General features: G+C 66.6%; 13 protein-coding genes. 6 read left to right on the top strand and 7 right to left on the bottom strand.

Annotation, left to right across the window (positions count from 1 at the left end):
- Window position 1 precedes the first annotated feature (1 nt).
- Complete coding sequence (locus ACO06P_RS13990; protein WP_420345850.1) at window positions 2-1,327, bottom strand: adenylate/guanylate cyclase domain-containing protein; 1,326 nt, start codon at window positions 1,325-1,327, stop codon at window positions 2-4.
- A 560-nt stretch (window positions 1,328-1,887) separates the two neighbouring features.
- A complete protein-coding gene (locus ACO06P_RS13995) occupies window positions 1,888-2,721 on the bottom strand; it encodes an MBL fold metallo-hydrolase (protein WP_420345851.1) in 834 nt (277 codons plus the stop codon).
- A 154-nt stretch (window positions 2,722-2,875) separates the two neighbouring features.
- Between ACO06P_RS13995 and ACO06P_RS14000 the strand changes: the two genes are divergently transcribed.
- Entirely contained in the window at window positions 2,876-4,210 is a 1,335-nt protein-coding gene (locus tag ACO06P_RS14000) for an MFS transporter (RefSeq protein WP_420345852.1), read from the top strand.
- Here ACO06P_RS14000 and ACO06P_RS14005 read toward each other — a convergent pair.
- Complete coding sequence (locus tag ACO06P_RS14005) at window positions 4,207-4,902, bottom strand: response regulator transcription factor (RefSeq protein WP_299395485.1); 696 nt, start codon at window positions 4,900-4,902, stop codon at window positions 4,207-4,209. The two genes, ACO06P_RS14000 and ACO06P_RS14005, sit on opposite strands and share 4 nt — an antisense overlap.
- A gap of 71 nt (window positions 4,903-4,973) precedes the next feature.
- Window positions 4,974-5,882, bottom strand: coding sequence for an alpha/beta hydrolase (locus tag ACO06P_RS14010; protein ID WP_420345853.1), 909 nt, complete (start codon window positions 5,880-5,882; stop codon window positions 4,974-4,976).
- Window positions 5,883-6,092: 210 nt separating this feature from the next.
- Between ACO06P_RS14010 and ribA the strand changes: the two genes are divergently transcribed.
- From ribA to ACO06P_RS14030, 4 genes are all read left to right on the top strand, one after another.
- Window positions 6,093-7,262 (top strand): GTP cyclohydrolase II, encoded by a 1,170-nt coding sequence (gene ribA / locus ACO06P_RS14015; protein ID WP_420345854.1) that lies wholly within the window; start codon window positions 6,093-6,095, stop codon window positions 7,260-7,262.
- 216 nt (window positions 7,263-7,478) lie between these two features.
- Window positions 7,479-8,630 (top strand): hypothetical protein, encoded by a 1,152-nt coding sequence (locus ACO06P_RS14020; RefSeq protein ID WP_420345855.1) that lies wholly within the window; start codon window positions 7,479-7,481, stop codon window positions 8,628-8,630.
- Window positions 8,631-8,740: 110 nt separating this feature from the next.
- Window positions 8,741-9,259 carry a L,D-transpeptidase family protein gene (locus ACO06P_RS14025; RefSeq protein ID WP_420345856.1) on the top strand — a complete coding sequence of 173 codons (519 nt, stop codon included), beginning with the start codon at window positions 8,741-8,743 and terminating at the stop codon, window positions 9,257-9,259.
- Between the two features lie 116 nt (window positions 9,260-9,375).
- On the top strand, window positions 9,376-9,996 hold the full coding sequence (locus ACO06P_RS14030) for a hypothetical protein (protein ID WP_420345857.1): 621 nt from the start codon (window positions 9,376-9,378) through the stop codon (window positions 9,994-9,996).
- 71 nt (window positions 9,997-10,067) lie between these two features.
- Here ACO06P_RS14030 and ACO06P_RS14035 read toward each other — a convergent pair whose 3' ends face one another.
- From ACO06P_RS14035 to ACO06P_RS14045, 3 genes are all read right to left on the bottom strand, one after another.
- Entirely contained in the window at window positions 10,068-10,748 is a 681-nt protein-coding gene (locus tag ACO06P_RS14035; RefSeq protein WP_420345858.1) for a YggS family pyridoxal phosphate-dependent enzyme, read from the bottom strand.
- Between the two features lie 68 nt (window positions 10,749-10,816).
- Window positions 10,817-11,644 (bottom strand): sulfotransferase domain-containing protein, encoded by an 828-nt coding sequence (locus ACO06P_RS14040; protein ID WP_420345859.1) that lies wholly within the window; start codon window positions 11,642-11,644, stop codon window positions 10,817-10,819.
- 76 nt (window positions 11,645-11,720) lie between these two features.
- The gene (locus ACO06P_RS14045) at window positions 11,721-12,548 is read right to left on the bottom strand and encodes a sulfotransferase domain-containing protein (RefSeq protein WP_420345860.1); all 828 of its coding nucleotides are present in this window, start codon (window positions 12,546-12,548) and stop codon (window positions 11,721-11,723) included.
- Between the two features lie 537 nt (window positions 12,549-13,085).
- Between ACO06P_RS14045 and ACO06P_RS14050 the strand changes: the two genes are divergently transcribed.
- The gene (locus ACO06P_RS14050; protein ID WP_420345861.1) at window positions 13,086-14,135 is read left to right on the top strand and encodes a porin; all 1,050 of its coding nucleotides are present in this window, start codon (window positions 13,086-13,088) and stop codon (window positions 14,133-14,135) included.
- Window positions 14,136-14,280: the final 145 nt, after the last annotated feature.

Genomic DNA, 14,280 nt, shown 5'->3' on the forward strand with positions numbered 1-14,280 from the left:
TCTAAGCCGCCAGCACGACCAGACCGAGAGAGTCCCGAACGCCGCCGACGGGCACCGCTTCCAGCAGCCTGGTCTGCTCCGGCGGGCTGTAGCCCTGGGTCAACGCGGTCTCGTAGGTCTCCCGGTCGCAGACGGCGCGCACCCCCAGCTCCTTGTTGTGCTTTTCCAGCTTGGCCGAGAGGTTCACCGCATCGCCGATGACCGTGTACTCCAGCCGGGTGTCGTCCCCCACCGCACCGAAAAGAATGGTGCCCGCCGCCACCGCACCGTTGACCGCAGGACAGCTTCGCCCTGCCGCGCGGGAAGCGTCCTGCCAGACCGCCGCGGCGGCCATCGCCTCGTCCAGCGCGCGCAGGGCGTCGGCGGCATAGCTCTCCGAAGGCTCGGCCGCCCCGAAGGTGGCCATGATCCCGTCACCGAGAAACTTGTCGATGGAGCCGCCATGGCGGCGGATGATGGGCACCATCTGCTGCTGGTACTCGGCCAGGAGGGTCATCACCTGGTCCGGCGGCGCCTCGCCGGCGAGGCGGGTGAAGCCGCGCATGTCGAGGTTCAGGATCGCGGCCTGACGCAACTCGCCGGTGCCGGCGCGGATCTGGTCTTCGGAGCCCTTGATGCGCTCGGCAATCTCCGGCGCGAAGAAGCGCGACAGCTCCCGCGCCGCCGCCTGTTCGGAGACGGAGCGCACCAAGAGGCTCTTGGCGCGATAGATTGCAAAGGCGATGAGGCCGGTGACCACGAGGATCGAGAGGATCTTGTCGAACTCCGCACCCAGCAGCACCGAGTTGGATGTCATATAGGCGACGTAGTCGCGCGTGATCATGTTGTCGGCCGGGTCGTTGGAGATGACGTAGAGAATCATCAGACCCCAGCCGAGCGCCGCAACCGCCCCGGCCAGCAGAACGAAGCGCGCATCGAACCGCAGGGCGCGCAATGCAATGAAGATGAAGACATAGAGGAGCGTCGGCGCCTTCAGGTAGAAGGAGGCGGGCTGCATGTACTGGATGTGAAAACTCCAGATCAACACCATCAGGAGCGTGATGTCGAAGAACACGGAAACCGCCAGCGACCAGTCCGGCAGGCGGCCGACGTGTGACCAGACGACGCGAATGATGGTCAGCACCAGGTAGACGGAAAGCGCCCAGGGTACCGGTGCGATATCGACTTCCGGCTTGGGCGAGATGATGTAAAGCGAACCGAACGTGAGGACGATGCCCAGTTGAATCCAGGAAATCAGGCGCTCGGTTGCGTCTTCCTGCTCGCGCACGGCGGCCTTCACCCGCGCCGGCAGGCCCGCCTCCAGATCTTTTCGCCACCAGCTCACCATGGCCTTTCCCTTCGGACGCCCACGTGGGGCCATCACGCGGACCGCGCCTGGTCGGCACCCTTCCTGCGGCGGCGCCCAGGCAAACAATCCACCCTAGATCAAAGAGTTAGAACAGGTCTCCGGGCCGCCGGATCTCCGGGGAGATCCCGTCAGGGGGCTCCACACGGCCCGGACCCGCTCTGTGATTTCCGCCGGCATTTTACGGGATGAGGGCCCCCGAGGCTTCTCGCGGCGCATAACTTCTGCGTGACTGTCGCGTGCACCGCCGCCCGCTCCCTTTGCGGCAAGTACCCGCTGCTTCCGTCTGATCCGGTTCTGACCGGTTCGCTTCTGGCCGGTTCGCTTCTGGCCGGTTCGCTTCTGGCCGGTTCGCTTCTGGCCGGTTCGTTTCTGGCCGGCCCGGCCTGTCGGTGGCAGACCGCTTCCGTGCCGAGCTTGCGCGGGCTTCGCAACCGCCCTCCGCGCCCCAGCAGCAAAGCCGGCGCAACGCTCGTAGACTTTTCGGTCTTGATCGAAGTGTCTCTGCAGTCGCGGGAAGCCGGTTGCGCGGCCGGCAGCCGTCATGGCCGCAGCACCATTCCTTCTTTGGCGACCACGGTACCGGGGCGCAGGGCTTCGGCCTCTTCTGCGACGCGATCCATGAAGGCATCGTCGTGGCCGGGGTCGTGGTGGAAGATGACCAGCGTGCCGGCGTCGGCCTGGTTGCAGAGCCTGACCCCTTCCTGCCAGGTGGAATGTCCCCAGTTGCGGTACTTCGGAAACTCCTCGTCGGTGTAGGTGCTGTCGTAAATGACGAGATCGGCGCCCTGAATGAGGTCGAGGATGTTGCGGTCGGGCTGGCCTTCCAGATGCTCCGTGTCCGTCACGTAGCAGATGGCGTGGCCGCGGAAGTCGACGCGGTAACCCGTCGCGCCGTTGGGGTGGTTGAGCGGCGCGGTGATCAGGCGCACGCCGGGCTTGGGTTCCAGCACGTCCCCGGCGGAGAAGTCATGGAACGAGACGTTGGCCGCGAAGATCTTCGGCGGCACCGGGAACAGCGGTGCGTTCATGAACTGGACCAGAACGTCGTGCAGGGTCAGCTCCGGGATCAGATGGCCGGCCCAGAGGCGGATCCGGTTGCGCTTGTCGAAAAGCGGGGCAAAGAACGGCAGGCCGACGATGTGGTCATGATGGGTATGGGTGAGGAAGATGTCGGCTTCGAGCGGGGAGTTTTCCGTCAGCTCCCGGCCCAGAGGCCTGAGCCCGGTGCCGGCATCGAAGATCAGCAGCTTTTCGCCGCAGCGCACTTCCAGGCAGGCGGTGTTGCCACCGTAGCGAAGGTGGCTCTCGCCCGGGCAGGAGATCGAGCCGCGCGTGCCCCAGAAACGAACAAAAAAATCGCTACCGTTCTGCAAAATGCCTTTATCCCTTCGATCCGGCAGCCAAAAATACGGCCCGCCGATCTAGCGGACGAGAAAAGCATAGCCGAGAATTGGTTCACTCTAGCGAATAGGAGCGGCCCGCCCCAATGAAAATTCGCCATCTTTCGGGGCCTGGAGGCGGCGGAGCTTGACATCCGGCAGCCGACCACGTGTTGCGCCGACAGGGGTGCCGAGGGGCGCGCTGATCGGCCTCGGACTGATGGTTCTGGTTTTCGCCGCCTTCTCCCAGTTCAAGCTGCCGGTCGTCCTGCCGCTGCTGCTGGATCGCTATGCTTACGACCCCGTGCTGGCCGGCGGCTTCATGTCGGTCTATGCGGTGCTGGGAATTGTGCTGTCGGTCTGGATCGGCCGGCGCGTGGAGGCGCAGGGCCCGCTGAACCTGATCCTGCTGGCCTTGCCGCTGATGGCCGGCGGCACCCTGGTCAGCCTCGCCGCGCCCCAGCTTGGGGGTGTCGTGCTGCTGGGGCGCGCCCTTGAAGGCGCGGCCTTTGCCATCCTCGCCGTGGCCGGCCCGGTTCTGGCGACGTCCCTGGTTTCCGAGCGGCACCGCAATCTGGTCGTCGGCCTCGTCGCCGCCTGGATGCCGGCGGGCCAGTTGCTCGCCACGGTGCTGGCGCCCCTGGCCCTCGCCACAACCGGCTGGGCCGGACTGTGGCTGGCCAGCGTTGCGATAGCCCTGGGCCTGATTGCGTGGACCTGGCACCTGCGCGGCAAGGGGCAGGTGGCGGCCGCCGCCTCCTCAGCCCCCTCCTCCGGCCCCTCCTCTGGCCCCTCCTCTGCACCCTTCTCGGGCCAGACCGGCGGGCCTGACGCCGGCAATGCAGAGGGCCTCTCCTGGACCCTTGGGCAGAAGCGGGCTCTGTGGCTGACCGCCGGGGTCTTCATGCTGTGGTCGGGCCAGTATCTGGCCTATATGACCTGGTTGCCGGAATATCTGGTCGGCGCCCTCGGCCTCACCGTGGAGGCGGCCCTCTGGGTCTACCTGATTCCCGTTATCCTGGTCGGCGTCTTCAACGTTCTGACCGGCCTCGTGCTGCGCCGGGGACTGGCCGTGGAACGCCTGCTGCTGGCTGCGGTCGTTGTACAGGCGCTTCTGTGGTGGCTGTTGCCGGTCAGCAGCAGCGGCGTTGCCGGCCTGCTGTCCCTCTGCCTTTACGGCATCACTGCCGGCATCGTGCCGACCTGCCTGTTCACGCTGCCCACCGAGGCAGTCCGCGACGCCGGGCAACGGGCACGCGCCTTCGGCGGCGTGATGACCGGCCGCAATCTCGGCGTCTTCCTGGGCCCGCTGCTGCTGGCGCAGCTGGTGAAGTGGTCCGGCGACTGGGTTGCCAGCAGCACGGCTTTCGCAGCCCTGACCAGCCTGGCGGCGGTCCTCAGTCTGCTGCTGCTGATGGTGATGCCGCGCCTGCGCAGCGCCGGGCGGGCCGACCTGGCGGCGCCGAAACCGGGAGCGATTTAGGGAACCAGCCGGTAGCCGCCCGGCTCCGTGACCAGAATCTCCGCCGCCGAGGGGTCGCTCTCGATCTTCTGGCGCAGGCGATAGACGTGGGTCTCCAGGGTGTGGGTCGTCACCCCGGCGTTGTAGCCCCAGACCTCGCCGAGCAGCTTGTCGCGCCCGACGACGGTGTCTCCGCTGCGGTAGAGGTACTTCAGGATCGAGGTTTCCTTCTCGGTCAGACGCACCTTCTTCTTCGACTCGCCATGCGTCAGCAGCTTGGCGCTGGGCCGGAAGGTGTAGGGCCCGATGGTGAAGACGGCGTCCTCGCTCTGTTCGTGCTGGCGCAGCTGCGCGCGCATGCGCGCCAGGAGAACACCGAGGCGAAAGGGCTTGGTGACATAGTCGTTCGCCCCGGCATCGAGCGCCAGGATGGTATCGGCGTCCGACTCCGCGGCGGTCAGCATGATGATCGGCGACTTGACGCCGCCGCGGCGCATCAGCCGGCAGACATCGCGTCCGTCCATATCCGGCAGACCGAGGTCGAGCAGGATGAGGTCGTAGTAGTCCGCCTTGGCCATTTCCAACCCGGCAGCCGCAGTTTCCGCCTCGGCGGTATCGAATTCCTCGTGCAGCCGCAGCTGTTCGCTAAGCGATTGACGAAGCGCCGAATCATCATCGACGAGCAGGATCTTCTTTCCGGCGGCGCCGTTCATGGCCGACATCCAACTCCCAAATCCACCACCAACCCCTGTAAATTCTCAGATACCATCGCGCGCCGCACTGTTCAAGAAACCTGCCCGTGCAGCAATTGCTGCACTGCAACACAAAGCGGATGGTCCGCTTCGCCAAGCGCATCCACCGCGCTGAAGTGGTGGCGGTCGGGCAGCGCCACGTCAAGCAGGGGCAGTCCGCGGTGCTGCCAGGCGGTCGCGTACTCGGCGTGCTGACGGCGAAACTCCGCGGTTTCCTCGGCGCCCACCGCAACGATCATCTGCGGGGCCGCGGCCGGCAGGACGTGCAGGGGGCTCCACCCGGCAGCCCGCTCCGCCGCGATCTTCAGGACCGCGTTGTGGTAGCTGAGGCGCACAGGCTCCAGATCGTAGACCCCCGAAATCGAGCAGCCGCCGGCCAGAAGACCCGCCGGCAGCCCCGCCTCGAAGGCCGGCCAGTCGGTCGAGAGGGCCATCGCGGCCAGATGACCACCGGCGGAATGCCCGGCGACGACGATGCGCCCCGGGTCGATGCCATAAGCCCCGGCGTTTTTGTGCAGCCAGACAAGCGCGCGGCGGATCTGGTCGATCATGGTGCCGATGGCCGCCGCCGGCGCCAGGCTGTAGTTCAGACTGGCAAAGGCAATGCCGCGGTCGGCGAAAGGCGGTGCCAGATAGCTGTAGTCGCTCTTGTCCAACGCCTGCCAGTAGCCGCCATGGATGAAGGCCAGCAGGGGGACCGGACCCTCGCCGGATGCCGGGAACAGATCCAGCGTCTCCTCGGGCCCGCTGCCGTATGACAGATCCAGTTCTCCGCCGCGGGCCGACCGCACCGCCGCCGAGTCAGCCGCCCAGCGCTCAAAGAACTGCGGATGCTCCGGCCAGCGGGCGCGCAGGTTGAGCTGGGCATCCAGGGCCGCCTGATCATAGTCGCGGAACACCGGCGCGGACGCGGCGATGCCGGTCTCTGGCTGACTGGTCATGACCTTGTCGTTCTCCCCCCGCTGGGCCTTAGCCGCTTGGCCGGCCCTCTTCGTTTGCGGCCCTGTTTGGGGGCCTGTTTGGCCTCACTGCGACCGGTTGACGAAATCCGGCTGGTCAAGCGCGCGCTGGCGGCCTATGTCCTGGGCGCAAGACCCCGGCGGCAGCCAACGTGACATGGCCCGCCCGCAGCCGTAAAGTGACCAGTGGATATGGAAAAGCCCGCGCGACAACAAAAAGCCCCGGATTCTGCCGTTTTGCAGACGGTCGAGCGCGCCCTGGCGGAACTGCGCCGCGGCGCCACCGTCGTGCTGCACGACTGGTCGGGCCAAGGTGCTCTGGTGCAGGCGGCCGAGCAGGCAAGCCCGGAGGGCCTGGCCGACCTGGCGGCCCTGACCGGCACCGAAGCCTTGCTGCTGCTGACCGCCCGTCGGGCGGAGGCCCTGGGCATGCCCGAGGCTGCGGGGCTGATCGCCAGCGGCGGGGTTCTGGCGCTGGCTGTCGAGGACCGCGAGGCGGAGCGTATCCGCGCGCTTGCCGATCCCACCGCGACCTGGGTCGCCGACGCTGGCGCGCCCGAGGTCGCCGTCGGGCGCGCCCGCCGGGTGGTTACGGCGCCGGCGGGACTGGACGTCGCAGCGGTGGAACTGGTCAAGCTGGCCCGGCTTCTGCCGGCGGCCCTGCTGGCGCCGCTGCCCGGCACCCCGGTGCAAAGCCCCAGGGCCTGGGCGGATGCGCGCGATCTGATGGCGGTCACCGCCGCAAATGTCGCCGAGTACCGCTTCGCCGCGGCACGTAACCTGACCCCCGTGGCCGAAGCCGCCGTGCCCCTTGCCGATGCGGAAGACGCGCGGATCGTCGCCTTCCGCCCTGACGACGGCGGCACCGAGCATCTGGCCATCATCATCGGCGACCCCAAACCGGAAGCCCCCCTGCTGCTGCGCCTGCATTCGGAGTGTTTCACCGGCGACCTGCTGTCCTCGCTGCGCTGCGACTGCGGCGAACAGCTGCGCGGCGCCATCCAGGCGATCGCCGAGGACGGGGCCGGCATCCTGCTTTACCTGGCGCAGGAGGGCCGCGGCATCGGCCTGGTCAACAAGCTGCGGGCCTATACCCTGCAGGACCTCGGCGCCGACACCCTCGACGCCAACGAGCAGCTCGGCTTCGACGCCGACGAGCGGGTCTACCTGCCTGCCGCCCAGATGCTGCACCGCCTGGGCTTTCGCAGAGTGCGCCTGCTGACCAACAACCCGCAGAAGGTGGCCGCCCTCAGCCGTTTCGGGATCGCCGTCGAGGAGCGGGTGGCGCACAGCTTTCCCTCCAACGGCCACAACGAGGCCTATCTCGCCACCAAGGCGGAGCGCTTCGGGCATCTGTTCTAGAGCCTCTTCCAGAGCCACGGCCCCGCGGGCCCGGGCCCCTGCGGCAGGGTGCCGGCCCGGCAAAACCGCCGGCCAGCCGGGCCGGGGTGGACAGAGTTTCCGGGCAGAACTTGCCGCCGGGCGCCCGCGCCGTTGTCCACTCTCCAGGCTAAAATATTGATATAATTGATCTTTAATCCTGGCCCGCATCTTGCTGATTGGTTCGTTGGAGGACCAATGGGCGACATTCAGTTTTACCGCGGTTACGTTAATGCACAGGAGGCTGCGGCCGGGCGCTTCGGTGCGACGGCCAAGGCACCCGAGGCCACGTCCGCCTCCGGCGCCGCCGGAGCCGATGCCGAAACAGAGGAGAGCGAGTTCTCCTTTGCCGACTTCCTCGACGTCATAAACCCGCTGCAGCACATTCCTCTGGTCTCCACCCTTTACCGCGCCATCACCGGCGACGAGATTTCGCCGCCGGCCCGGGTTTTCGGCGGCACGCTCTACGGCGGTCCCACCGGCTTCGTCGGCGCGGTCGCCAACCTGCTGGTCGACGAGATGGCCGGCCAGGATGCCGGCGCCAGCGTGCTGGCCCTGTTCGACGGCGGTGCAGAGGATGCGGAGGCGGTGGCGGCCGCGCCCCAGACAGTAACGCCGGGGACAGGAGCGCCGGAGGCAGTCGTGCCGGCAGGCTTCCCGCTGCCCCCTGGCATCTTTAACGCCCCGCCGTTGATCACCGCTGCGGATGCCGCCCCGGCGGCAGGGCCGGCGATGGCCCCCGGAACGCCCATCGGAACGCCCACCGGAACGCCCACGGGAACGCCCACCGGAGCACCCCTCTACAGCCTGACGCCCGCGGCGCCCTCAGCCAGTCCCGAGCGTGGCAGTCCCGAGCGTGGCAGCCCCGAGCGTGGCGGCGCCCATGACAGGGGGATAGACCCGGGGCGTGACGGACACGCGGACGCGGAGCGTTGGGTCGAAGAACACGACGGCTTGCTGACCGGCCAGGCCGCCCTGGATGCCCTGTTCAACGACCTGCGCCCGGTGGGAGCGCCGGTGCCCCCGGACCCTGCTCCTGCGGATCCGACCGTCGAGGCCGGGACGGCGCCGGGCAGCGCCCCGCCGCCAGCAGCAGGCGGCGCCAATGAAATCAGCAGTCGCGGCCGCGCCGCTGGCGAGGATATCAAGTACACGGCTGCATCATTGCCGCCGCAGGCCGCCGAGCCCACAACCCATCCTCTGCTGCAAGGGGCCGATGCGCCCGATGCGGCCCTGGCCGAGCAGATGCTGATGGCCCTGGACAAGTACAGGGCCATGGCCGGGCAGCAGCGCAGGACCGACGACGGACAGCCGTCCGGGCCGCTTCCCGCACACCCGGCGAACCGCTAGCGATCCCCTCCAGCGTCGGCGCCGCCGCCGTCCCTGAGATCCCCGTCTTGAGATCCCCGCCTTGAGATCCCCGCATTGAGATCCGAGCCGCCGGGGATAGACTGGCGCTCATGGATCTGGTGGTGACGCGAGACGGAAACGGATATCAGGCGCGCTGGGGCGAACGGCAGTGGCGCTGTGCCGTCGGACGCAGCGGTTTCACAACGGCGAAGTGTGAGGGGGACGGCGCCACGCCCGTGGGACGCTGGCCGCTCAGACGTCTTCTCTATCGCGCCGACCGCCTGCCGCAGCCGCGCACCGCCTTGCCGGCGGCGCCGATTGCAGCGGAGGACGGCTGGTGCGATGCCCCCGACGATCCCGCCTACAATCAACCGGTCCGGCTCCCATATCCGGCCAGCCACGAGGTCATGCAGCGCAGCGACGGCCTCTACGACTTGGTGGTGGTGCTGGGCTACAACGACGATCCGGTGGTGGCCGGGCTGGGCTCGGCCATTTTCCTGCACGTTGCGCAGGACGACTACCGGGGAACGGAAGGCTGCGTGGCCCTGGCGCGGGCAGACCTTTTGCACCTTCTGGCCGATGCGGAGCCCGGCGATGCCGTTCGGGTCGTCGACGGCGGTCCGGCGTGACAGCCGGCAAGTCCGATCAACGCATTGTGAGTGCGACGGCCGGGAAAGCTGGAAACGCCAACGACTCCGCCTACGTAGTTCCTAGGGCACAACCAACGATTTCGGGAGCCCGGATCATGACACCACCTCGCAGTGAGACCGCCGCAGACAAAGGCACGCCGCGGCGGCGCAGCGTTCTCCTTTGCGCCGCGATGGCCGGCCTGACCGTCCTGGGGGCCTGTGCCGGCAATCAGGGCGTGGTCTACAACAAGAACTTCACCGCCGGCTATTCTCCGGACAGCCTGGCGGCCATGCGCACGCCCCTGCTGGTCGAAACCTTCGGCGCGCCGGCGGCCGGGGTTTCGCAGGCCGCGGTCACAGCCTCGACGGTGGACGGCTTGCGGGCGTCGGGGCCGCGGTGGGCGCGCATCGGCTACAGCGGCAACCCCGGCGACGCGCCGAACCCGCCCTTCAGGCTGCGCTTTGCCTACGGCGCCGAGAAGGGCTTCTCGCGTCAGGATTTCTGCAAGACCGACCGCGAGCCCGGCAATCTTAGCACTGACGGCAGCAGCGGCCGCACGGTGGTCGCGCTCTGCCGCGGCGAACGCTTCGTGAGCATTGCCGAGGGCTCGCCCGGTCTCGGCGCGGATATCAGCTCCGAGCGGTTCTCCAACTTCGTCGGGGCGATCGGCCGGCAGGTGATGCCGCGCGAGAACCCCGTGCTCGACGACGAGTGCCAGTTCCGCTTCTGCGGCTGACGGCGAGGGGTTGAGACGGGGGGTTGAGACGGGGGGTTGAGCGGTGGCCGCCGGCCCGGCCTTGATCCCTTTCAGGCCGTCGCAGGGCGCGGGCCGAAAACGCCGGTGCCGACACGCACCAGATCGGCGCCGAAACGGATTGCCGTTTCGAAGTCGGCGCTCATCCCCATCGACAAGGCCAGCGGCGCGGCGTCGCCGTTGCGCCGCGCGATCTCCCGCAGCAGGGCGAAGTGCAGGGCCGGTTCCTCGTCGAGCGGCGGAATGCACATGAGGCCGGTGACCTTGAGCCCCAGGCCGCGGCACTCGGCAATGAAGGCATCCGCCTCTGCGGGCGCAACGCCCGCCTTCTGCGGTTCCTCACCGGTGTTGACCTGAACGAAGCAGTCGGGGTGGCGGCCGCGCTTGTCGCCCTCCTGCGCCAGGGCGCGCGCCAGCTTCGGACGGTCCACGGTCTCGATGACGTCGAAGAGCGCGAGCGCATCCTTGACCTTGTTGGTCTGCAACGGCCCGATGAGATGGAGCCGCAGGTCCGGGTAGTCGTCGCGCAGGGGCGGGAACTTGCTCTTGGCCTCCTGCACGCGGTTTTCCCCGAACAGGCGCTGGCCCGCCGCAAGCGCCGCGCGGACGGCCTCGGCGGGTTGGACCTTGCTCACCGCGACCAGCTCGACCGACTGCGGATCGCGGCCCGCGTCCCGTGCCGCCGCCGCCATGCGGCGCCGGACCTCCGCCAGATTCTCGCTGATGTCGGCCATATCCTCCGATCCTCGCCCCAGGCCCTCTTTCGCCTGGTCTCTATCGCCCGCGCTCTGCAGCCCGCGCTTCAAAGGTAGTTGAAGCGGCGCATCTGGACCGCGTGGTCGCGCTCGATCCGCTCCACCTGCTTGGCGGTCAGGGCATCCTGCCAGCCCCCTGAGCGTCCGGAGCGGAAGAACTTCTCACTATGCACCGAGCGTTCCGAAAAGCCCTCCCGATCCTCCTGTTTGCGCAGCTGATCGAAGGACGAAAATTCGATCGCCTTTTCGATCCTGCGGCGATCGTTCGAGATCCCGAACCGCCGGGCAACGCGTGAGAACTGATCCACGGGATCGGCCACCATGTCTTCGTACCGCAGCGTATAGATGCCGGGGTAGCTCCATCTCGTCCAGGATTCGACGTGGTTCGACCAGCTGCTCTGCATCTCATGCACGATCGTGCCGGCCATGGCCGCCGCCATGGCGCCGGGATCGCTCAGCTTTTCGATCATCTCATCCATGGTCTTGCCGAAATGGTCCGCCGCCGAGAGGACGACATCGCGCGGGTCGCGGATGATGTAAATGGCGCCGAAGGTGGCCTTCATTGAGAAGATCGGATGCCCATGGTCCTCGCCCAGGTAGCTGTGGGTTTTCATGGGAATGACGTTCTTGTTCAGGCTCACGGCACGGTCCTGGGCCCTGGCGCGCAGCGCGGCGACCTGGGCAGCGCCAAGTTCGGACACGGCCCCCTTGCAGAAGGGCTGGAACCAGCGTTCCGCAGGTTCGGACGGGCAGATCTCTCCGAGACGACTCAGGGGCAGAGGCTCCGGCGGATCGAGGATGAGATTGGACAGAAAGGCGCGCATCCAGGTGTTGCCGGACTTCGGATAGGACGCCAGCCAGAGAATGCCCGGCATGTCTAGCGTCCTGCGCCGCCGCGGGGCAGCGGGAAAGTCAGGCCAGGGGAGGGGATCGAATGTGCCAGCGCGACCATCAGAGGTATCCAAAGCGTTTCATCTGAACCACATGATGCCGCTCGATAGCCGCGGCCTGGTTCGCGGTCAGGGTTTCGCGCCAGGATCCGGCCCGCCCGGAGCGGAAGAAGCGCTCGCTGTTCACCGACTTCTCGATGAACCCGGTGGCCTGCTCCTGGGCCTGCAGGGCCTTGAAGGAGGAGAACGTGACGGCACGGGCGATGCGCTCGTCATCATTGGAGATGCCTAGTTTGCGCGCGAGACCGCCGAGCTGTCCCAGCGGGTCCGTCAGCATGTCCTCATAGCGCAGCACGAAGAGCGGCGTATGCCGCCATTTGGTCCAGGATTTGACGTGGTCCGACCAGCTGCTCATGCGCTCGTAGACGGTGGTGCCGGCCATCGGCCGGCCCCGCGCCGACGCGTCGGCCATCATCTCGATTGTCTGGTCGATGCTCAGGCCATAGTGGTCGGCCGCCGAAATCGCAACGTCGCGGGGATCGCGGACGATGTAGATCACCCCGACGCTGGCCTTCACCGAGATCGTGGGATGGCCATAGTCCTTGCCGAGAAAACTGTGGGTTTTCATGGGCATGATGTTCGTGTTGATGCTGGCTGCCCGGTCCTGGGCCCGCACCCTCAAGGCCGCGATCTTCTTGTTGGGCAGCGCACCCGGCGGGTCTTTGGTAAAGGGCCTGAACCAGACCTCGTTAGGCTCGCTGGAGCAAACCTCGTTGATCCGCGCCAGCGGCAGGGGCTCCGGTTCGTTGAGGATGAGGTTCGCCAGAAAAACCCGCATCCAGGTGTTTCCGGATTTGGGGTAGGAGGCGAGCCACAAGATTCCGGGCATCAACGGGACCCTTACAGGACGATCAGGATACAACCCGGCAGGATACAACCAGGCAGGATACAACCAGGCAGAGAGGACCCGGAGAGAGCTTCAGCGGAGACTGACGCCGGAACCGACACCCGGTTCTGGGGGCCGCGCCAGAAGGCGCCAGGAGCCGCGGATGACACGGTGAAGGCCGATCGCGCGAAGCTGCGGCCCCTTCTGCTCTAGGCAAAAGGCCGCCCGGGCGCAAGCCCCGGCGGCAGCCTGTCGAGGCGGTGCCGGACAAAACCAGTGGAAATACACGCAAGAGGAGAGATTTATGAAGGATCAAAGCTCGAAACGAGCATCGCAGGGTTCTCTCACCGTTCCAAATGCCACGCGGAAGTCTCTGGCAAGACGCCAAAAAACCGAACTGTTGCGTCAAAGGCACAGTGTGTCGCAAAAACAACTTAACACGCCTGCGCCCCCTTGCGATCCCCACACCGGGCGAGTACCAACGGATATCCCGTGGCTTGGGGTACCCACAATAGACACCGTATTTGGAGCTTTTCGGAAATGAAAAAAGTTTTGATGGCAAGCAGTGCCATTGTCGGGGCCGCGGTCCTGGCTGCCTCGCCTGCTGCCGCCCAGACGCTGGAATTCAATGCGTTCCAGTTCTTTATTGTTTCGGGCGGTGACTCCGACGAGGACAGCTCTGATCGTGGTTTTGCCTTCTCGACGAACACGGAAGTGCACGTCAAGGGCGAGATCATGGCCGACAATGGCATCACCTTCGGCTTCCGGGTTGAGATCGAGGCTGACCCGAACGAAGATGGGACCGACTCGGACATCGACGAAAACAGCATCTACGCTCAGGGCAGCTTCGGTAAGCTGGAATTCGGCAACAACGATGGCGCCGAAGACACCTTCATGGTGAACGGCTCGAACTCCGGCGTCGACTATGGCGGCATCGGTAACCCGACGTCGAACTTCCTCGACACCGCGTTCGGTGGCGATGCACCGACGTCTGTCGACATGACTGACTCGAGCGACTCGACCAAGATCACCTACACCACGCCGAACTTCAACGGCTTCAGCGCAGGTCTGAGCTACACGCCGGACACCGCTGACGGTGATGATGGCAACAGCTTCAACGCTGAGGACTCCGAAGGTATCCACGACCACATCGGTGTCGGTCTGGGCTTCGACGGTGAGTTCAACGGTGTTGGCGTTGAGCTTGGTCTGGTCGCCGGCTTCGGCGAGTTCGATGCCGAGCCCGAGGACAGCCTGTTCAACATCGGTGGTGGCGCCGCCATCAGCTTTGCCGGCTTCACTTTCGCAGCCGGTGCGTTCTGGGAAGACGCCGAGGACAACGGCGGAGAAGCCTGGGCGGTGGATGCCGGTATCGGCTACGCCACTGGCCCCTGGTCGTTCTCGGTCAACGGCCTCATCTCCGAGGACGATGACACTTCGGACGAGCTGGTGGCCGGTTCTGCCAACGTCGGCTACAGCGTTGCGCCCGGTGTTCGTGTCTTCCTGACCGGCTATATCGGTGAAGAAGATCTCGGTTCCGGCGGCACCAACGACATCGTTGCAGTCACCAGCGGTCTTGGCGTTTCTTTCTAAGACCAGCGTGACATCGTAGTTCGGTTATGGGCGGCGCCTTCGGGTGCCGCCCATTTCTTTTGCCCGCTCTGAGGGCCTGTGATATCTACTCTGCCGGGAGTTCGCGCCGCTGCCGCCCCGGAAATGCGGGCGCAAAAGACGGAAA

Source organism: Pelagibius sp., assembly GCF_965227505.1.
Lineage (GTDB): Bacteria > Pseudomonadota > Alphaproteobacteria > Kiloniellales > Kiloniellaceae > Pelagibius.

What these genes read in the sequence shown, in the direction of transcription:
- ACO06P_RS14035 (WP_420345858.1), bottom strand. Translation starts at nt 10,748, where the DNA reads ATGGCCGACATCAGCGAGAATCTGGCGGAGGTCCGGCGCCGCATGGCG.
- ACO06P_RS14020 (WP_420345855.1), top strand. Translation starts at nt 7,479, where the DNA reads ATGGGCGACATTCAGTTTTACCGCGGTTACGTTAATGCACAGGAGGCT.
- ACO06P_RS14050 (WP_420345861.1), top strand. Translation starts at nt 13,086, where the DNA reads ATGAAAAAAGTTTTGATGGCAAGCAGTGCCATTGTCGGGGCCGCGGTC.
- ribA (WP_420345854.1), top strand. Translation starts at nt 6,093, where the DNA reads ATGGAAAAGCCCGCGCGACAACAAAAAGCCCCGGATTCTGCCGTTTTG.
- ACO06P_RS13990 (WP_420345850.1), bottom strand. Translation starts at nt 1,327, where the DNA reads ATGGTGAGCTGGTGGCGAAAAGATCTGGAGGCGGGCCTGCCGGCGCGG.
- ACO06P_RS14045 (WP_420345860.1), bottom strand. Translation starts at nt 12,548, where the DNA reads ATGCCCGGAATCTTGTGGCTCGCCTCCTACCCCAAATCCGGAAACACC.
- ACO06P_RS14005 (WP_299395485.1), bottom strand. Translation starts at nt 4,902, where the DNA reads ATGAACGGCGCCGCCGGAAAGAAGATCCTGCTCGTCGATGATGATTCG.
- ACO06P_RS14040 (WP_420345859.1), bottom strand. Translation starts at nt 11,644, where the DNA reads ATGCCGGGCATTCTCTGGCTGGCGTCCTATCCGAAGTCCGGCAACACC.
- ACO06P_RS14025 (WP_420345856.1), top strand. Translation starts at nt 8,741, where the DNA reads ATGGATCTGGTGGTGACGCGAGACGGAAACGGATATCAGGCGCGCTGG.
- ACO06P_RS14030 (WP_420345857.1), top strand. Translation starts at nt 9,376, where the DNA reads ATGACACCACCTCGCAGTGAGACCGCCGCAGACAAAGGCACGCCGCGG.
- ACO06P_RS14010 (WP_420345853.1), bottom strand. Translation starts at nt 5,882, where the DNA reads ATGACCAGTCAGCCAGAGACCGGCATCGCCGCGTCCGCGCCGGTGTTC.